This window comes from Paenibacillus sp. Root444D2 (assembly GCF_001426375.1).
GTDB lineage: Bacteria > Bacillota > Bacilli > Paenibacillales > NBRC-103111 > Paenibacillus_E.
The window spans coordinates 370,629-388,676 of sequence record NZ_LMEO01000012.1; the positions used below are offsets into that span (position 1 = coordinate 370,629).

Here is an 18,048-nt window from a genome sequence, read left to right on the forward strand (position 1 = left end):
AACCGTCCAGTCATCGCTATATCTGCTTCAAGCTCCTAAAAACATGGATGGCATCAAAAAAGGGCTTGCTATACCTACCATCCTCTTGAACGCTCCAACAGGTTGCTAGAACAGAATGTGCAAATCCCCACGATATCAATCTCTTCTTGTCTAAGTTCAACTCTTTTACAAATATATCAATTCGCTTCTCAATGACATGTGTTGAATCTCCAATAGGCAATTTATTTAACAAATATTGAATGACATCGTATTCTCTGTCTCCAATCAACCCTTTAGGATCAATCGCTAACCAAGGTTCTCTAGCAGCCATTAAAATATTGTAATGATGTAAATCGCCATGAAGCAAAAATGGTTTATCCGGCATAGCATTCATTGATCTATAAGTGTCCACAGCTTCTTGCAGTATTTCCTTAGTTATTGGACCGAGACCTTCTGTATTTCTCTTATAAATATTGATTAATTTCTCTTCCATATTCATTGTTGTTGGAATGCTAGATGAATTGGAAGGAGCAGGAATCCACAATTTCTTCATTACTTGCGAGGCTATATGTGCAGCTTCCTCCTCATTTTCTAATGAGGCAAGTGTTTGCCCAGGAATCAATCGTTCAAGAATAAGAATCCCTTTTGCTATATCTACATCAATGATTTTAACAATGCCATTCCCATTATACAGTTTAAGGGTTTCGACTTCAGATACAAATTCATCACCTGGAACGACGAGTTTTATCACAACTTCAGTTCCGTCTTCCCGTATGGCAGGAGCCACAAAATTAAAGGATAAATCAAACGGGGACATCATTTTTATTTGCCAACGCTTTTCACAATCACAAATAAGCTTGTCAAAATTTCTCAACCATTCATCAGCTTTATCCTTATGGACGTCTCTTATTGTTTGAACGAATTGTTTTGGTAAGCTGTTCATTGTCTTTACCCCCACAATAGTCAATTCTTCTCGATCAATTGAAAGTACAATCGATCTCATTATAAGATATATTGTTCAGATTAGGTACTTATCTACATATGAGAATGGTTTCATCTAATATAGGATTTGTTTTTATGTGAATTTTTTATTAAAATAAATAAATTCGCTAACCATTTTGCAAAGAAGGAACCCATATGCCTTTTCTCAGATTTAAAGGTTTTCAAAAGGATTTCATTTCTTCGATTTCAAGTACCATCATCCTACAATTTTCGAAGTTAACTGGCGTTGTGCAAGAGAAAATAAAAATTGAACTTCTTCTTGTGGAACAATTAAATAATTCTCCCCTATCCTTAGAAATATATATGTTCCCTAGAGATCAGGAATTGCATGATAGCATTGTTAAAGAACTCTATACGATTTTATGTGAGCATGGCTTTCGCGATGTTCATATCTTTTTTATCCTACTTTCTCCTCATTTGTACTATAAAGAAGGACAACCATTAGTATCCAATCATTCAGAGCCTTTTTTAATTACATGACTTTATGGAGTGGAAAAAAAACATGAAAAGGCACGCTTTTAGCGTGCCTTTTCTCTATTTAGCACATCCACCACGGCCTAAGTCAGCAAAAATATTATCATCAAAAGTAGATGATCGTAAATCCTAACTCACAGTCATCTTCGTCGATTTTTTGAACAGCTATTTTTGCTGCAATGATGTTTTTCATCGTTAGATTCAAGTTGAGGTAGCACTACGATTGCTGCATTGATGTTTTATGTTTTACATCGTTACGAGGGAGAATTGGCGCGAATAACTTTTCATATAACTCCCGACATTCACTTTCCAAATAATCAGATTATATGGATAGCTCCAATCTATTTCGTAGCCGCGGAACATCTCGTGAAGCCGATTATTCATCGTTAAACACCATATGTGTTTTTTCCTGTTTGTAATAATCTAATCTGTCCTGTAAAGTACCTGTATGAAATTCGAATTTATGACCGTCTGGGTCTGTGAAGTAAATAGACCTCTTGTCTTTCTCGTCTCTTAGGCGACCTGGTAGGATGTTAACGTGCAGTTTCTTTAATTTCTCATAAAGTTCCTCAAAGTCGGCTTCTTCAATTGAAAAAGCGATGTGTGTGTAGGAATGGTTTATTTCATTACGTGGAATATCTCGTTCTACATTCAGGGCAAGCCACATGCCATTCAGATCAAAATAGGCCGTACTTCTTCCTTTAACTAACAGCTTTGCATCAAAAACTTGTTGATAAAACGAAATCGAATTCTCTAAATTAGAAACCGAAAATAATAAATGATTCAAACCTTTTATCGACATCCGATCACCTCGTGATTTATTTATTTTTACTAACCCCAGCTAACTCTTTAATCATCTCAGCCAAATGCACAATCCCCCATTCAAGCTCATGAAGCTTGGCATAGGCGTACGAAATACGCAAGTAACTTCCCGCATTCCTATCATAAATCGAACCCGGGTTCAGCAATATCCCTGCTTTCAAAGCCCGCTCGAACAGCATTTGCATGGGCACACTCACGGTGAGGCGAACCCAAATGTAGAAACCGCCTGACGGCACTGACCATGAAGCAATCTCCGTAAAATTGGTTTTCAACAACCGAACAGTTAGATCGCGTCTTCTCTTAAGTTGGTCTCTGACAAAGACAAGATGTTCTTGATATAACCCTCTACCAAGCCATTCGGCTGCTGCCCATTGAGATACCGAGCTCGAGCCGTAATCGTTCTGCATTTTGATATCAGCCAATCGATCAATAACCGGTTCTGGGGCAACCACCCAACCAATTCTTAGTCCTGGACTTAAGGTCTTTGACAAACTCCCCAAATAGAGAACTAGCGCGTTGGGATCCCTAGACTTTAGCGGCAGTGGAGGCGGAGTTTCGAACCAAAGCTCCCTATAGGCATCGTCCTCAATGATTGGAAGTCCTTCATCCGCGCAGATTCTCATCAGCTCTTGACGTCTTGGCTCTGACATCAACGTGCTCGTAGGATTATGAAAAGTAGGAATGGTATACAGCAGCGAAGCGTTATAGCCTTCTTTGTAACGGCTAATCAAATTCGTCAGAATACCTTCTTCATCCATGGGTAGGCCAACCAGCTTAATTGCACTAGATTGAAACACATGGACCGAATACAGATAGGATGGCTTTTCCAAAAGGATGGAAGAACCTCGCTGCAGTAATCCGATGGATATAAGCTGTAAAGCTTGGAGTGAGCCAGATACAATAAGAATGTTGGAGGGCGAAGTTTGAACGCCAATTCCATGCATATACGCGGCTATCTGCTCCCGCAAATACTGATTTCCCTTAGGTTCTTCATACCCCAAAGTGAAAGGATTCACTGAAGAATCTTCAAAAATCTGTTTCATTTGTTCAGAAGGAAGCAGCTCCGGTGAAAGCTCTCCAGTCCCCAAACGGATAATGCCATCTTGAAATTCCGCACGATTAATGTGCTGAATGGCAGGCTGGTTTGGATAATAAGTACCGGCTTGCACATATGAGCTCCAGTCTGGGGGAGGCGAAGCAGCTAGAAGGTTCCAGGAGTTATTGATAACTCTAGTCCCCCCTTTGGTGTTTCCCTCCAATAACCCCTCGGCAATCAAATCGCTCAGGGCGGTCACAACCGTACTTCGATTGACGTTAAAGCGTTCAGCCAGCGCACGCTGCGAGGGAATTTTGGTCCCAACTGCCCATTCGCCTAGTGATATTTTATTTTTTATAAAATCTTTAATCTGACTAAATAAAGGCGTTTCCGATGATACATCCGGTTTCCAGTCCATGCTATGATCCTCTCCTAACAAGTTCAAATATAACATTTGGTTGGGTGATACGCCATCCATTTGGAGGGAGACATCCTTTAGATATGCACTATACTAGGGAAGAATAGTCTTATAGATGGGAGAGATCTTTTTGCTGGAAACTGTTTTACATGGGCTTATTTTGGGTTTTGGACTCATTCTGCCTGTAGGGGTACAAAATGTTTTCGTATTCAACCAAGGTGCCCGCGGGCCCTCTTACCTTAAAGCACTGCCTGTCATCCTCACGGCGTCGATTTGTGACACGATCCTAATTTTATTGGCAGTCTTAGGCGTTTCTTTCGTCGTATTAACCTTCGCTTGGCTTCAAGCAGCGCTCTATGGATTTGGATTCTTTTTCCTGTTATATATGGGGTGGGTACTCTGGAAAAGTAAACCAGGTTCGGTGACCTCACAACGGGAACATGAACCAAAAAAACAAATCCTGTTTGCAGCATCCGTCTCCTTAATGAATCCCCACGCGATACTGGATACGATAGGAGTTATAGGTACAAATTCCTTACAATATGTTGGCGGAGAAAAATGGGTTTTCACTGTCTGCGTTATTCTAGTTTCCTGGCTCTGGTTCTTCGGCTTATCGTTCGCAGGATGCCTAGTGGGTAAGCGTGATCCTAGAGGCCAATTCATTACCAAATTAAACAAGGTTTCTGCTTGTATGATATGGGCTGTTGCTGTCTATATGGGCTTTCAGTTCTTATAAAAAGGAATGGAGGAAACGTTGGACTCTTGGAGCATCACTTAAAATAAACGGCTTTGTCCGACCGTCGACCTTCATTCATCCACTCTAGTTCTACTTAGAGGAGCGAACTGCAGCTTCAAGTCGCAAATTAGCCTTTATGCGTTGGAATTGTTGTAGAAATTACAACATTGGTAATAACTCTACCCACACCCCCTCACAAAACAGATGAACGACTCTAAAATCAATTTTTGGAGTCATGCAACCAGTTGTGAGGAGGCATAATAAAAGGTTCAATTAAATGAGCAGGTTGTCCTCCGACACCTGCTCATTATTTGTTTCATTCCAACCAAATATCTAAAAAAACTACAAAAAAAACTAAAAACTATGGCATACCTGTGGGTAGAAAGGAGAGCTATACTTAAGGCACGTCAATGAAAGCACTTACAAAGTAGAGAGAGGAGGTCCCTATTACGATGAGAATACTTCGAAAAATTGCTCTCGGTATCGATTCATTTATCGAGTCTGCCGCCCTCATCGGCTTGCTTAGTATGATCATCATCGTCACCGCACAGGTCATGACCCGTAAGCTGTTTAACTTCGTATTCTTCTGGTCGGAGGAAGTGACTATGCTGCTTCTTGTCTGGTTTTCCTTCATGGGCATTGCGATTGGCTTTCGTGAGAAGCTGCATTTGGGCATCGATTCCTTCACGCACAAGCTTCCAGCCTCCATCAATAAAACTCTTGATAAAATCATCGAGCTTGTTATTCTCGCCTTTGGTGCCTATCTCGTGTATTTTGGATGGGACTTCACCGTCATCATGAATGAATCAGAATTACCGGCGACCGGCCTGCCTAACAGCACGCTGTATGTCATCATGCCGATAACCGGCGTCATGACCTGTGCCTATGCGCTCTTGCAGTTGTTTGGTATCGAGACAAAGCGGCATCAACATATAAAAGAAGGAGGTCCCGAATAATGGATCCGACCATTGCTATTCTTATCCTAACTATCACCTTCGTTGGTCTGATCGTCCTCCGCTTTCCGATCTCGCTCGCTTTAGCAGGCTCTTCCCTGCTCACCTTACTTTACCTGAAAGTCCCGCTGGCAACCGTGGGTCAAACGATGATTCAAGGGATGAACTCTTATTCCCTCCTGACCATCCCGTTCTTTATTCTTGCCGGGCAAATTATGAGTGAGGGTCAGATGGCACTGCGCCTTATCAATCTCGCTCAAGTTCTCGTTGGAGGCATACGCGGTGGCTTAGCCATGGTCAACTGCGTCGCCTGTATGTTCTTCGGGAACATCTCCGGATCAGCCATTGCCGACGTCTCCTCCATCGGCTCTGTCATGATTCCGATGATGAAAAAGAAGGGCTATGACACCGATTACGCAGTTGGCGTTACAGTCTCTGCCGCCATTCAAGGCGTTGTTGTGCCGCCAAGCCACAACCTCGTGCTTTATTCCCTTGCGGCCGGCGGCGGAATCTCTATCGCATCGCTTTTTCTAGCAGGCATAGTTCCTGGCTTGATCCTATGTATCTCGCTTATGATCACAAGTTATATTATTGCCATCAAACGCGGTTATACGAAGAGTGAAGCTGTCCCTGTGCGAGAAATTCCAAAGATTGTACGCGATGGCCTGCTTTCCCTTTTGACAGCTGTCATCATTCTAGGCGGTATATTCACGGGATGGTTTACGGCTACAGAAAGCGGCGCACTAGCTTGTCTATATGCCTTTATTCTCACCTTTCTAGTGTATCGAGATATTCCCATAAGCCGGATGTGGATTATTCTCCAACGTACTTTTCGAACTGTAGCGATGGTGCTCTTCCTGATCGCTGCCTCCGCTTCGTTCAGCTGGGTACTGGCCTTTCTCAAAGTTCCCGGCATGTTAACAGATTGGATGCTGGGCATCACTGATAGCCCCATTGTTATTTTGCTGATCATTAACGTCTTACTGCTCTTACTAGGCGCACCGATGGATATGGCTCCACTCATCTTAATCATGACGCCTATTTTACTTCCGGTCGTGACGACGCTTGGCATGGATCCTGTTCACTTCGGCATCATTATGATGTTAAACTTAGGCATTGGACTGCTTACACCGCCTGTCGGAACCGTCCTCTTCGTAGGCTCTGCTATTGGAAATATTTCGATTTCTGAAGGCACTAAAGCCATGATGCCGTTCTTTTATGTCATGTGCGTCGTGCTCATGATCCTTACCTATATACCTAGTCTTGTCATGTGGCTTCCTAACTTAATGAAATAAGGAAACAACTCAACTAATACGATAAAAAGGGGAATATTCGATATGAAAATGAAAAGAAAATACATCACGGCACTAAGTACAGTGATTGGTACTAGTCTCTTACTTGCAGCTTGCGGCGGCGGCAGTACACCGACCAATAGCGGTTCAACAACGACTCCTGGGGCCGCCAGCCCTGCTGCAGCGGTGAAGAAAACCGATGGTCCTAAACTCAATTTCCGTCTAGCTGAGACACACCCCGCTGACTACCCAACGACGCTAGGCGATAAGAAATTCGCCGAACTCGTCAATCAAGCATCGGATGGGCGCATCAAAATCGATGTATTCCCTGCCTCCCAACTCGGAGAAGAGAAAGCCGTGATCGAACAAGTTCAACTCGGTGCGATTGAATTCACACGTGTCAGTACGGGAGCGCTTGGCGGGTTCAACAAGCAGTATGAAGTGTTCAGCTTGCCCTACATTTTCGATAACGATAATCATCAATGGAAATTCCTTGAAAGCGAGCAAGGAACGAAGCTGCTCGATAGCTTAGAGTCTTCAAGAATGAAAGGACTGGCATACTACAGCTCAGGAGCTCGTCATTTCTATTCCAAGAAGCCGATTAAAAGCATCGCCGATCTGAAAGGACTCAAAATACGTGTTATTCAAAACAAGGTCAATATTGATCTCATGAACGCACTAGGCGCGAATGCAACACCAATGCCTTATGGAGACGTCTTCAATGCTTTGCAAACAGGTATCATCGATGCCGCTGAGAATAACTATCCGAGCTACTTCTCTTCCAACCATTTTCAACAAGCCAAAAATCTCATTCTTGACCAGCACCAACGGGTGCCTGAAGTGCTTTTGATTTCTAAAGTAGCTTGGGATAAGCTGTCTGCTGACGATAAAGCACTTATTAAAAAGGCTGCTATTGAATCCGTCAAAACGCAAAAAGCAGAATGGGATAAATTCGAGAAGGATTCCGAAGCCAAAGTGAAAGCGGCGGGAGTTACGATTACGGACGTATCTGACCTGGGACCATGGCAAGATGCCGTTAAGCCTGTTATCGAGAAGTATCGCAATGACTACAAAGAAACGTTAGAAGCTATCGAGAAAGCTAGAAAGTAAGCTAGAAAGTAAGCTAGAAAATAGCAAGACCAAGAAAGTAAAAAAAGGACATTCTAAGGGGGCAATCTCTCCCTCAGGTGTCCTTTTTCATTTCGCTTCTATTTGGCTTCATCCAGCCTTCCGCCACATTTCCTGTATTCCAACGGGGAGCAGCCGATCAGCTTTTTGAACGTACTGCTGAAGTAAGAAATATCCGCATAACCAAGTCGTTCCGCGATCTCGGAAACACGTAAAGACGTTTTTATCAGCAGCTTCTTCGCTTCCTCCATGCGCATTTCAATGACATAGTCGACGAACTTGCCTCCCGTTTGCTGCTTAAAGAGTTGGCTTAAGTAGCTGGGGTTCAAATGGACCAAGGCTGCGGCATCGGTTAAGCTTATATCTCTGGATAAGTTCGAGCCGATAAAATGCTGTACTTGTTCAATGACAGACAATTCGTCCGTTCCGACTAGAGGGGAATCCGCCAACCGCCTCGCTGTCTTCGTTGTCCTGTCTTGCATCCATCGGCCCAAGCAATCTGCCATTGCCTCCATTTCCACAGGCTTCAGCAGATAGTCCTTAACTCCGTAGCGTATCGCTTGCTGCGCTAACTGAAAATCGTCATACCCGCTCACTAGGATTAAATTGGCTGATACCTGTGTCATCTGCTCCGCCAAAGCAATGCCGTCCATGATCGGCATCTTTACATCCGAGATAACCAAATCAGCGCTATGCTTCAGCAGTGCATCCATAGCCTCCAGACCATTCGCGCATTCCTGCACGATTTCGAAAGGAAGCTTGGTTTGTTCCACAGCTTTACGAAGGACGACACGAACCCACCTTTCATCGTCCACAAGAATGACTTTGTACATGACCTCCTACCTCCCTTCCTCTACGTGAGGCTTCAGCGGCAGCTTGATTCTCACGAGAGTTCCTGCATCTGCACCACTTTCTAGCTCTAGACCGTAGGCGTCACCAAACAGATAAGAGATCCGTCGATGTACATTGACGATGCCGATTTGTGATACCGCTGTAATCATGTCTTTCTGCAGCAAATCGAGTTGTAAGGCACGGAGTTTGGCAGCCAGAATTCCCACACCGCTATCCTGAATCTCTACAATAAATTGATGATCATTTAATTGAGCAGCTGAAATAACAATATGAACAGGCTGTGCACTCGTTTCAATACCATGAATGACACAATTTTCGACCAAGGGCTGTAAAGCGAACTTCGCGATGATTTGTCCTTCTGCCCATTCAGGGATCTGGAATTCATAGGTGAGTTTATCGTCAAACCGATATTTCTGAATCCGTAAATACATGTCGCATATCTGAATTTCCTGCTGCAAGGAGATCGTTGCCCCAGCATGATTCAGATTGTAACGCAGTAGTCGAGCAAGGGACGCAACGAGCACAGAGATGTCGGTCATATCCTTTTCCAGTGCCATCCCTCGCACCGTTTCTAAAGCGTTCATGAGAAAGTGCGGATTAACCTGCGATTGCAGCACTTTCAGTTCTGTTTCTTTTTGGCGCAGCTGAAGATCCTTCTCTCGGAGCTGAGAGTAGTAAATTTCATCGAGCAGTACCTGGAGCTTTTCGACCATTTTATTAAAATCATTCGTTAGCTGCCCAATCTCATCCTTGGATTCGATATCCGCGCGAGCCAGAAAGTCGCCCTCTTTCACTCTTTTCATGAAAAATTGCAGCGCCCTTACAGGCCGAACGATACTTGTAGCAAAACCAATCCCAATCAAATAGGCCATAAATAATGTGGCAAGGACTGTCCACCAAATCGTTCGCCGAATATACTCGGTTCCACGCGTCAATTCTTTTTCCGGTATCGTCGTCACCAACCGCCAATTTAAATAGGACGACAGACTGAAGGTGTAGAATGGCTTATCTCCTGTTTGAGCTTGGTATGATCCGCTTTCCTGCTGCAAAATCCATTCTAGCTGATCCCAATCCGCCAAATGACCAATTTCCGTATACTCAGGAGAATAAATATAACGCCCGTATGGGTCAAGAATAGATAAATACCCCGTTCGTCCAATTGTAACGCGTTCAGCAATCTCTTGAATCCGCTTGAAGTTGACTTCCATAATTAACGTAGCAACGGGCTCTAAGGTAAGTGGACTCACTAAGCGCTTCACGATGGAGAGAACAGGCACATATTCCAGCTCGTAGCGCTGAGAAGGCGGTCTGATGATCAACATAATATCACTGTTGGAGGGTACACTGGCAAACCATGGCTCCTGTATCAATTGCAGCGCAGGGGTCACATTTTTGTTCATGCTTGTATCCAAGACCGTCTGGTTTTCCATAACAAGCATAATCCGAGAGATGTCTGATCGCGAATAAGCGGTATCGTTCAAAAGCTGCATCATCGGCTCGCGGATGCCTGAATTCTTCACTTCTTGTTCGCTTGTCATCCTTAGAAACTGCTGCATCGACGGATGATTCTGCATGCGAATCGAGTCGATCTCGAAATCTCGAATATAGTATTCAATATGCAGCTTAACTTGCTCGATGATTTGTTTGTTACTCAAATCGGCTTCCTCACGCAGCACTTCAGATGATTTCTGATAAGAAATCATCCCCACCACAAGCAGCGGAATGACCACCAGCATGGCCGAATAGACGAGCAGTTTCACTGTCAATGGACGATCACGCAGAAACAAGTTTCTGTAGAACCAGATCCAAGCTCTACGACCTCTTCTACCCATGTTCAACCTCCATTTCACCGAATTTGTAAACGCATTCAATGGTTAAGAAAGAAAAACCAGCTGCAAGCGCAACTGGTTACCGTTTTACAAGATCTTCGCGAATCGGTGTGAAGACATCTAATAAGGCGGATTCTTCTAATGCTGTAACACCATGCTTGGCGTTACTTGGTATGTATACCGTCTGGCCTTGCTCGATAACGGTTACCACACCATCTATGGTAAACTCAATTTTCCCTTTTAAGCAATAGGACATTTGTTCATGAACATGGCTGTGTTGGTAACCAACGGCTCCTGGCTCGAAATGAACCTCCATCATCATTAAACCAACCTCAGCTTTCAGAATGCAGCGCTGAACGCCTGGCTCGGCTGCTTCCCATACGCCAATATTAGACATCTGACTTTCCCCTTTCATCATTAAACGATCTTACGAAAAAATAAAAGGACCGCAAGCGGTCCTTCACTTACTTTTTAATTATATCTGAAAAGCACCCAAATGAACATACTTGAATCTAAACGAACATTAAGAGCTAACGGCTGCGCGATCCTTCCCTTTGTCCGCTTCGCCTGCATTTTTATTCGCAGCTTCACGATCCTGCTGCATTTCTTCTACTGTTTTCACTTTCAAGCGAGCTGCACCTTCATAGCTGCGCGTAGGAACGAGGTTTCCAGCTGCTAGCCGTTGCTTTGCTTCTGTAATAGCCGCGCCGTACTGAGGCAGCCATGCCTCCTGTGCGACCAGCATTTCATCGACCATCTGCCAAATTTCTTTGGGATTGCAGACGGCTCCTACGAGCGGATCCATCATAAACGCTTGACGAAGCAGCTTATCATCGCCATGCACGGCAGCTTCCACAGCAAGCCGCTGTACAGAAATACTCACATTGCATACCGCTGCCGGTCCAAGCGGCAGGTCTCCAACATGAGGCATCGAGATGCCGTTGCGATCTACATAGCCCGGCGCTTCGATGATCGCATCATCAGGCAGATTCGAGATGACACCGTTATTGACTAAGTTGAAATGTCCGCGATACACGCGTCCTGTCTCAAGGCCCTCAATAATATAGGAGCCATGCTCTTCACTGCGTTTCTCAGCATCGTAAACAAATGCCTTATCCTTCATCCAGTTCGGAAACTCCGTCTCGAACCAGTTGCGTCCCTCCGTGCAAACACGCAGATAGCCTCCTGTTTCTCCATTAATCCAGCTGCCCATGTCGATCCAATCTTGGATTTCGCTAGCACGCTTTCGGTACCAAGGCACATACTCGCTTAGATGTCCGTTGGATTCTGTACTATAGTAGCCAAAGCGGCGCAGCATGTCGATACGCACTTTCTCCGTACGCTTGAACTCCGGATGGTTCTCGAAGGCTTCAAGCAGACCGCCCGTCAAATCCTGACCATTGTGACGGATCTGTACATACCAAGTTTGGTGATTGATGCCTGCACAAATAATGTCTACTTCCTTTTTCTCCAAGCCGTATACTTCCGCGATTTGTTGATGCCCATGCTGAACACCGTGACAGAGACCAATTGTCCGCACACCGCCGTACTTGTTGCAAGCCCAAGTCAGCATCGCCATCGGATTCGCATAATTTAACAGCAGCACATCAGGCGCCGCCACTTCTCGAATATCTTGGCAAATGCGAAGCATTTCCGAAATGCCGCGCTGACCATACATAATTCCCCCTGCACATAGCGTATCGCCCACACATTGGTCAACGCCGTATTTCAGCGGAATATCCACATCGGTGGCAAAAGCCTCCAGACCCCCCACACGAATCGTACATAAAACATACTTTGCATCTTTCAAAGCTTCTCTACGATCTGTTGTAGCTTGAATCTCTATTTTTAAACCATTTTCTCGAATATCCCTTTGGCACAGCTCCGTAACCATATCTAAATTATGTTGATTGATGTCTGTAAAAGCGACTTGAATATCATGAAATTCAGATACTGCTAACAAATCTCGAAGTAATCCGCGTGTAAATCCAATACTCCCTGCTCCAATAAAAGCTACCTTAAATGACATATCTATCGTCCTCTCTATCGTTTAATCTACAATTCACATTGTATCAAGCGCGAAAGAGAAAACGTTATCAAATTCCTAACTTCATCGGAGGTGATTTGTCAAAAATCCTAACTTTTTTCTGGATATTCCCACTTGTGAGTATCCATTGATTTCCGATATTCCGTAGGGGTTAAATCTGTATAATCTTTGAAAAGCATATGAAAATACTGTCGGCTCCCAACCCCGATATAATCACAAATTTCTGAAATCGGCACATCTGTTTCCAGCAGCAGCATTTTAGCTTTTTCCATTCGAATCACGGTTAAATACGTCATAAGGGTTTGCCCCGTTAACGATTTGAAAATTCGTTGTAAATACCCGGGGTGTAAATTTACGGCTCCAGCAATATCCTTCACTTGAATGTCGCGGTCATAGTTCTGATGCAAATAATCCATGCTTTGTTTCACATACCACTCACTTTGCGCCATGCCGCTGCTTGCTGCTTCTTGCCTAAGACGCGCAATTCGAATGAGCAATTGTGCAATGAGCAATTGAACCATCGTTTCACTTTTGGCGGCTGCTTTATCCAGTTCAAGCACCAAGCTTTTCATAATGTGGTAAACCTCATCGGGGTCGCGCAGCACTAAATAAGGAGATTTGACCTCCAGCAAAGAAGACAACAATTTGTCTTCTGCCGCCAGTTGGTGAATAGATGGAAACACACCCTTTTGCTGGGTAAAGCGGAACTCTACATTTAGCATTCTACAGGGAACAGCCTCGTCAACGATCAATCGATGGGAGACATTTGCGTCCATAATAATGAACTCTCCCTTTTTGAGACTAACACTTTCGATTTGTGAAGACTGCGTTTGGATTTCAACGTCGCAGGAACCTTGTATGGTATACATAATTTCTACCGCATCATGGCGATGAAAGGACATATAGAAGCCTTGCCATTGTTTAAAATAATATGCCATCACCTGAGGATGGCAGTGATGTTCGGTTAAAAAAGCGGGAAATAGGCTGCCGCTATTCTGCATGAGAATCTCCTTTCCCCCAAGAGGAAGTCCTTATTTCTGAAGGGGTTTTACCTGTTTGCTGCTTCACCAATCGTGCGAAATGGTAACTGGTTTGGAACCCGCTTCGCTGAGCAATTTCCGATATCGATAAACCCGTATGGGCTAGTAACTCAATAGCACGCAGTACACGATAGTGCCACACATATTTAATAGGGGTCGTTTGCTCATATTTACGGAAAAGCCGGACCAAATGCTCATCCGATACTCCCGCATGCGCGGCAATCATTGTCAAATCGAGTCCTTCCTTGAACTCTTGATGAATGTAAGCTTTTGCACGTAAAACTGAAGGATGAATATCTTGCTGCAGCTGCGCTTTGGACAGTTCGGATAGAAACAATTGAATCGCTGTGTGACCGAGACTTCGCATGACAGGTCCTGTATCCGCATGCTCGGATCGGATCGATAGCATAAGGTCAGTTATTCGGTTCAAGTGTTCAGAGATTGGGAGGCTAAACGGAACCTGCTCCAATGCTTGCACTTGATCCACAGATAAGGGTTGAACGCTTACGGCCACCCAACGATGCCAACTGTCCTGTTCATCTGCAAATGTAAAATGCTCGATGTGCCCGGGCTTCAGAAGTGCCACATTGCCGGGCTCTAGTCGAAAATGAACGCCATCAATGGTCACTTCCATAGAACCAGTATGTAATAGAACGAGCTGAATATCTAGTTGGATGCGAGGACCATACCTGCCACCCGGTGGATATACAATCGAACCGACCGTAGCGGAATCGATATGATTAAAACGAAGATGTTCCAAGGGATTTGCCATGTGCTTCATCTCCAGAAAAGCTGTGTCATCATTAAGGCAATTGTAACCGCCTGTAGGTAAAAAGAAAATCCCTTCGTATGGAAGGGATTTTGCATCCTATTTATCGTTTAAACAAAACCGGAAAATACTCATTTGCAAAAGCCTGACCGTGATAAGGGCGCGGTCCTAACAGACGGGAATTATCATGACGCTGTATGCCTGCGCGGTAGCTGGTGCCGCTAGGCATCAGATGCGCGACGACAGACATACGAGGCTCATTCGTCTTATTTGCGCCGGACCCATGGAATGTAAGTGCGTGATGAAAGCTTGCCTGACCAGCCTTCAGAATGCAGGGCTCCTCGACCCATTCGCGACCTGCCGCATATTTGTTCCTAAGCTCCTCCATGTTCGAATCGAAGAACGTATTGCTATCAGGTATTAGTCCCCACTTGTGAGATCCAAGTATGGTCATCATCCCGCCGTTGGTTAGATCCGTGTCCTGCAGCGCTATCCATACGGTCACCATGTTCGAATTGCTGGAGCATTGCCAGTAGCCGTAATCCTGATGCCAGCCAACGTTACCTGACTGCGTCTCCTTATTGCCGACACCTGGCTTATAAATAACCTGATCGTGCCAGAGCCGAATTTCATCTATCTCCAGCAAATCGGCTGCAAGCTCACCGATTAACGGATCTGTGACAGTTCTTCGGATCTCGTCATTGATCCACCATCCATTATCTAGCTTGCGTAATGAATCAGGGTTCGGGTTCGCACGGTAATGGTTCATCGGAAGCCCATCGCCATCGTAATCGCCAGTCCAAACCCGCTCGTGCGCAAGTCGCAACCGCATGATTTGATCATCGTCCAGCAGCTTCGGAGATATCCAGTAACCGTCGCGATTGAATGTATCCTTATCCTGAGCCGTAATTTTGTACGTTCTCTCTACTTGCAAAGTCATCGTAAATTCCTCCTTATACGTCTTGCTTTCATCATACTTAATCCCTTGTTGATTGACGTTCACAGAGCTACAAAGTAGTATGAGAAACATACAAGACAAATAAGAACATCCGAACGTAGAGGAGGTCCCTCCCCGTGCCTGCGAAACAAAGTCCACGCTGGACTTACGACATTAATAAGGAAAATCGCATACTTGGAGTTCCGGAATTGCTCCTCTTCGGTTTCGATGAGATTAGGTCGGCACTGCCCCTTTCCTTTCATAAGCATGACGGATATGAATTCGTTTTGGTTGAACGGGGTAAAGCCAGCTGGGAGCTGAACGGGCACGCTTATGAGACAAAAGCAGGTGACGTGTTTCACACAAGCCCTGGCGAGGTTCATCGCGGGGGCTTCAATGTGATTGAGCCCAGTCGATTCTGGTGGTTCATCATCACACCGCCGCATGCGGAAGACTGGTTGCGCTTGCCGCAAGACGAGATTGAGTGCTTCAAACATGCACTAGAGGCGCTGCCCAGAGTTACCCATACTGGTCTGCAGGCTGTTGACGACATTAGACAGTTGCGAAATGCGCTAAATTCCAACAGTCCATTACGAATCTCCGCTACCCGCCAAGCGCTGCTTGGGCTGCTGCTTCGAATTCTTCAGCCTAGTCAAACAGTTGTTTCTCTCGCTGACGATCTATTACGTCAATTGGATGCACTTATAGGCCGGATCGCGGAAGAGCCGCAATGGCGCCCCTCCATCGAAGAGATGGCTGATTTTGTCCGGATCAGTCCCTCCCACTTCTTCCGCACCTTTCAGGAATATACGGGGCTCCCGCCAATGGTATTTATTGAACGTGCGCGAATTAAGAAAGCTTGCATACTGCTGGTTGAAGGCACGGATACGGTTACAAAGATTGCTAATGAATTGGGGTACGCATCCAGTCAACATTTTGCCACCGTGTTTAAACGCATTACCGGCATGACCCCGATCCAATGGAGAATGTTTGAAACTAATTGGAAAGATACACTCTAACAAAGCAGTGCCCATGTGACGTATCGATTGATTCACTATTTCTCTCACAACTGGTATTCAAAGCTCCAAAGTCCGATTTTAGAGTCATTCAGTCTTCGTTAGGGCAAATGGGCTATAGTGGTTACCAGTGTTGTATTTTCTACAACAATTTGCTAGCCCAAAGGCTATTTTGCAACTTGAAGTTGCAGTTTGTACAACAATTTCAGCCCATTTGTTGCGAAATGGCCTGTATAGGACCRAATTCGGTCTAACCCCCTAATACTGGACACTAGTCGACTAAAGCAACAGATTACTTATTAAATTGCGAGTTTAAACGGCTTTACTTCATTTTTCTTTAACTCCGGTCTAACCCCCTAATACTGGACACTAGTCGACTAAAGCAACAGATTACTTATTAAATTGCGAGTTTAAACGGCTTTACTTCATTTTTCTTTAACTTCTCGAGAAATTCTTTGGGAGAATAGTCATACAAGCTCGAATGAATTCGACGCTCGTTGTAAAAAGTGACAAACCGATCTACTTCTGCAAATGCTTCCTCGTAACTCATAAAGATGTTTCGTTTAAAGCACTCTCGCTCTAAGGTGCTATGGTAAGACTCGACATAGGCATTCTTGTTGGGGGTTCGATTCGGTGTACGTTCATGAATAATCTGATTGGACTCACAGAACGTTCCGAAAGCATGGCTAATGAACTGAGGGCCATTATCTGTTCTAACGGTTAATGGCTTCTCCTGGTCCATTGTGCCTCGCATCAGGATGGCCTTTTGTAGCACGCGGAGAACATGACTTGTATCACAAGCTTTACCGCGATGACATCCGACTAGGTGACGATCGTAGACATCAATAATATTAGCGGTATAGAAATGCCTCTGTAAGCCAGTTACGTAACCATATTTAATATCCAGCTGCCACAATTGATTAGGGCCTGTAACCTCCATATTATTGGCTAGACGGCGTGGATGAGCTTTAGAAGGCTTTGCAGGTTTAGCAAGAATCTTCATCTCTTTACATAGCCGGTATACTTTCTTCTTGTTGATACGAAGTTTGTATTTACGGCGTAAACAAGTGGTTATTCTACGATAACCATAAGCAGACTCCTCGCCTTCTAGGAGCTTTTCAATGTAATGTTTAATGAGATGATCTCTTACTTTTTTGCCCGCGAAGGTAAGGGAATACCCTGAGGCGGGGCGCCCACGCCGAGAGGTTTTCTTCTGAGAGTTAGCTTCTTTCGGTTGATAGTAATACGTAGAACGAGGCACATGGCAAATCCTTAGAATGGTTCGAACTTTATAACCTTTTAAGATCCATTCTCGGGCCACTTCCATTGGATGTGTGGATGTTTTTTTTTAACTAAGTCACGAAGTACTGCGATTTCTAGTTCTTTTTCACCTATGAGCTTCGTAGCCTGCTCGTACTTCTCTTTCCATTCTTCTGTGGTTTGAGGATTGTTAAATTTATCTAGATCCTTCTTCTTGCCCATTGTAGGCTCCACCTCATCTCGATATTGTTTCATCCAATTGTATAACGAGTAAGGGGATAATCCATGGTTCCGTGCTGTTAAAGCAATGTTCCCCCGCTCAAGCGCTTCTTCCACGACCTGTATTCTCAGTTCGTCAAACTTGCTATGCTTTACCCTCATACGAACAACCTCCGGCTAATTTCATTGTATTTTCTTAGCCTAAAAGTGTCCAACTTAATTAGGGGGCTTTATAGAAT

At 44.5% G+C, this 18,048-nt stretch carries 18 protein-coding genes; 6 read left to right on the top strand and 12 right to left on the bottom strand.

The window, feature by feature from the left end:
* Nucleotides 1–16 precede the first annotated feature (16 nt).
* Nucleotides 17–922 (bottom strand): aminoglycoside phosphotransferase family protein, encoded by a 906-nt coding sequence (locus ASD40_RS10365; protein ID WP_057303208.1) that lies wholly within the window; start codon nucleotides 920–922, stop codon nucleotides 17–19.
* 194 nt (nucleotides 923–1,116) lie between these two features.
* Here ASD40_RS10365 and ASD40_RS10370 point away from each other — a divergent pair, with 194 nt between their 5' ends.
* Entirely contained in the window at nucleotides 1,117–1,461 is a 345-nt protein-coding gene (locus tag ASD40_RS10370; RefSeq protein WP_057303209.1) for a DUF1904 family protein, read from the top strand.
* Nucleotides 1,462–1,831: 370 nt separating this feature from the next.
* Here the strand turns inward: ASD40_RS10370 and fosM are convergent, their stop codons facing one another.
* Together fosM and ASD40_RS10380 are read right to left on the bottom strand one after the other, a co-directional pair.
* Complete coding sequence (fosM, locus tag ASD40_RS10375) at nucleotides 1,832–2,257, bottom strand: FosM family fosfomycin resistance protein (RefSeq protein ID WP_057303210.1); 426 nt, start codon at nucleotides 2,255–2,257, stop codon at nucleotides 1,832–1,834.
* A gap of 16 nt (nucleotides 2,258–2,273) precedes the next feature.
* Nucleotides 2,274–3,731, bottom strand: a complete 1,458-nt coding sequence (locus ASD40_RS10380) for an aminotransferase-like domain-containing protein (RefSeq protein WP_057303246.1) — start codon at nucleotides 3,729–3,731, stop codon at nucleotides 2,274–2,276.
* A 130-nt stretch (nucleotides 3,732–3,861) separates the two neighbouring features.
* Between ASD40_RS10380 and ASD40_RS10385 the strand changes: the two genes are divergently transcribed.
* The 4 genes from ASD40_RS10385 (at nucleotide 3,862) to dctP (ending at nucleotide 7,822) form a co-directional block, all read left to right on the top strand.
* The gene (locus ASD40_RS10385; RefSeq protein WP_057303247.1) at nucleotides 3,862–4,467 is read left to right on the top strand and encodes a LysE/ArgO family amino acid transporter; all 606 of its coding nucleotides are present in this window, start codon (nucleotides 3,862–3,864) and stop codon (nucleotides 4,465–4,467) included.
* Nucleotides 4,468–4,919: 452 nt separating this feature from the next.
* On the top strand, nucleotides 4,920–5,423 hold the full coding sequence (locus ASD40_RS10390) for a TRAP transporter small permease (RefSeq protein WP_057303211.1): 504 nt from the start codon (nucleotides 4,920–4,922) through the stop codon (nucleotides 5,421–5,423).
* The gene (locus tag ASD40_RS10395) at nucleotides 5,423–6,715 is read left to right on the top strand and encodes a TRAP transporter large permease (protein ID WP_200957392.1); all 1,293 of its coding nucleotides are present in this window, start codon (nucleotides 5,423–5,425) and stop codon (nucleotides 6,713–6,715) included. Before ASD40_RS10390 ends, ASD40_RS10395 begins: the two co-directional genes overlap by 1 nt.
* A gap of 42 nt (nucleotides 6,716–6,757) precedes the next feature.
* Nucleotides 6,758–7,822 (top strand): TRAP transporter substrate-binding protein, encoded by a 1,065-nt coding sequence (dctP, locus tag ASD40_RS10400; protein ID WP_057303213.1) that lies wholly within the window; start codon nucleotides 6,758–6,760, stop codon nucleotides 7,820–7,822.
* A gap of 98 nt (nucleotides 7,823–7,920) precedes the next feature.
* On the opposite strand, the gene ASD40_RS10405 is transcribed toward dctP, so the two are convergent.
* From ASD40_RS10405 to ASD40_RS10435, 7 genes are all read right to left on the bottom strand, one after another.
* A complete protein-coding gene (locus ASD40_RS10405; protein WP_057303214.1) occupies nucleotides 7,921–8,673 on the bottom strand; it encodes a response regulator transcription factor in 753 nt (250 codons plus the stop codon).
* A gap of 6 nt (nucleotides 8,674–8,679) precedes the next feature.
* Nucleotides 8,680–10,524, bottom strand: coding sequence for a sensor histidine kinase (locus ASD40_RS10410; RefSeq protein WP_057303215.1), 1,845 nt, complete (start codon nucleotides 10,522–10,524; stop codon nucleotides 8,680–8,682).
* A gap of 76 nt (nucleotides 10,525–10,600) precedes the next feature.
* Nucleotides 10,601–10,918: a cupin domain-containing protein gene (locus ASD40_RS10415; RefSeq protein ID WP_057303216.1), complete on the bottom strand. Its 318-nt coding sequence runs from the start codon at nucleotides 10,916–10,918 to the stop codon at nucleotides 10,601–10,603.
* A gap of 126 nt (nucleotides 10,919–11,044) precedes the next feature.
* Entirely contained in the window at nucleotides 11,045–12,550 is a 1,506-nt protein-coding gene (locus tag ASD40_RS10420) for an alpha-glucosidase/alpha-galactosidase (RefSeq protein WP_057303217.1), read from the bottom strand.
* Between the two features lie 107 nt (nucleotides 12,551–12,657).
* Nucleotides 12,658–13,569, bottom strand: coding sequence for an AraC family transcriptional regulator (locus tag ASD40_RS10425; protein WP_057303218.1), 912 nt, complete (start codon nucleotides 13,567–13,569; stop codon nucleotides 12,658–12,660).
* Nucleotides 13,559–14,380, bottom strand: coding sequence for a helix-turn-helix transcriptional regulator (locus ASD40_RS10430; RefSeq protein WP_057303219.1), 822 nt, complete (start codon nucleotides 14,378–14,380; stop codon nucleotides 13,559–13,561). Before ASD40_RS10430 ends, ASD40_RS10425 begins: the two co-directional genes overlap by 11 nt.
* Nucleotides 14,381–14,480: 100 nt before the next feature.
* Nucleotides 14,481–15,317, bottom strand: coding sequence for a phytanoyl-CoA dioxygenase family protein (locus ASD40_RS10435; protein WP_057303220.1), 837 nt, complete (start codon nucleotides 15,315–15,317; stop codon nucleotides 14,481–14,483).
* 134 nt (nucleotides 15,318–15,451) lie between these two features.
* Here ASD40_RS10435 and ASD40_RS10440 point away from each other — a divergent pair, with 134 nt between their 5' ends.
* On the top strand, nucleotides 15,452–16,333 hold the full coding sequence (locus ASD40_RS10440; protein WP_057303221.1) for a helix-turn-helix domain-containing protein: 882 nt from the start codon (nucleotides 15,452–15,454) through the stop codon (nucleotides 16,331–16,333).
* 394 nt (nucleotides 16,334–16,727) lie between these two features.
* Here the strand turns inward: ASD40_RS10440 and ASD40_RS10445 are convergent, their stop codons facing one another.
* Together ASD40_RS10445 and ASD40_RS10450 are read right to left on the bottom strand one after the other, a co-directional pair.
* On the bottom strand, nucleotides 16,728–17,657 hold the full coding sequence (locus tag ASD40_RS10445; protein ID WP_063870750.1) for an IS3 family transposase: 930 nt from the start codon (nucleotides 17,655–17,657) through the stop codon (nucleotides 16,728–16,730).
* Complete coding sequence (locus ASD40_RS10450) at nucleotides 17,630–17,971, bottom strand: transposase (RefSeq protein WP_057303222.1); 342 nt, start codon at nucleotides 17,969–17,971, stop codon at nucleotides 17,630–17,632. The genes ASD40_RS10445 and ASD40_RS10450 overlap by 28 nt, the downstream gene beginning before the upstream one ends.
* Nucleotides 17,972–18,048: the final 77 nt, after the last annotated feature.

What these genes read in the sequence shown, in the direction of transcription:
- ASD40_RS10365 (WP_057303208.1), bottom strand. Translation starts at nt 922, where the DNA reads ATGAACAGCTTACCAAAACAATTCGTTCAAACAATAAGAGACGTCCAT.
- ASD40_RS10370 (WP_057303209.1), top strand. Translation starts at nt 1,117, where the DNA reads ATGCCTTTTCTCAGATTTAAAGGTTTTCAAAAGGATTTCATTTCTTCG.
- fosM (WP_057303210.1), bottom strand. Translation starts at nt 2,257, where the DNA reads ATGTCGATAAAAGGTTTGAATCATTTATTATTTTCGGTTTCTAATTTA.
- ASD40_RS10380 (WP_057303246.1), bottom strand. Translation starts at nt 3,731, where the DNA reads ATGGACTGGAAACCGGATGTATCATCGGAAACGCCTTTATTTAGTCAG.
- ASD40_RS10390 (WP_057303211.1), top strand. Translation starts at nt 4,920, where the DNA reads ATGAGAATACTTCGAAAAATTGCTCTCGGTATCGATTCATTTATCGAG.
- ASD40_RS10395 (WP_200957392.1), top strand. Translation starts at nt 5,423, where the DNA reads ATGGATCCGACCATTGCTATTCTTATCCTAACTATCACCTTCGTTGGT.
- dctP (WP_057303213.1), top strand. Translation starts at nt 6,758, where the DNA reads ATGAAAATGAAAAGAAAATACATCACGGCACTAAGTACAGTGATTGGT.
- ASD40_RS10405 (WP_057303214.1), bottom strand. Translation starts at nt 8,673, where the DNA reads ATGTACAAAGTCATTCTTGTGGACGATGAAAGGTGGGTTCGTGTCGTC.
- ASD40_RS10410 (WP_057303215.1), bottom strand. Translation starts at nt 10,524, where the DNA reads ATGGGTAGAAGAGGTCGTAGAGCTTGGATCTGGTTCTACAGAAACTTG.
- ASD40_RS10415 (WP_057303216.1), bottom strand. Translation starts at nt 10,918, where the DNA reads ATGTCTAATATTGGCGTATGGGAAGCAGCCGAGCCAGGCGTTCAGCGC.
- ASD40_RS10420 (WP_057303217.1), bottom strand. Translation starts at nt 12,550, where the DNA reads ATGTCATTTAAGGTAGCTTTTATTGGAGCAGGGAGTATTGGATTTACA.
- ASD40_RS10425 (WP_057303218.1), bottom strand. Translation starts at nt 13,569, where the DNA reads ATGCAGAATAGCGGCAGCCTATTTCCCGCTTTTTTAACCGAACATCAC.
- ASD40_RS10430 (WP_057303219.1), bottom strand. Translation starts at nt 14,380, where the DNA reads ATGGCAAATCCCTTGGAACATCTTCGTTTTAATCATATCGATTCCGCT.
- ASD40_RS10435 (WP_057303220.1), bottom strand. Translation starts at nt 15,317, where the DNA reads ATGACTTTGCAAGTAGAGAGAACGTACAAAATTACGGCTCAGGATAAG.
- ASD40_RS10445 (WP_063870750.1), bottom strand. Translation starts at nt 17,657, where the DNA reads ATGGAAGTGGCCCGAGAATGGATCTTAAAAGGTTATAAAGTTCGAACC.
- ASD40_RS10450 (WP_057303222.1), bottom strand. Translation starts at nt 17,971, where the DNA reads ATGAGGGTAAAGCATAGCAAGTTTGACGAACTGAGAATACAGGTCGTG.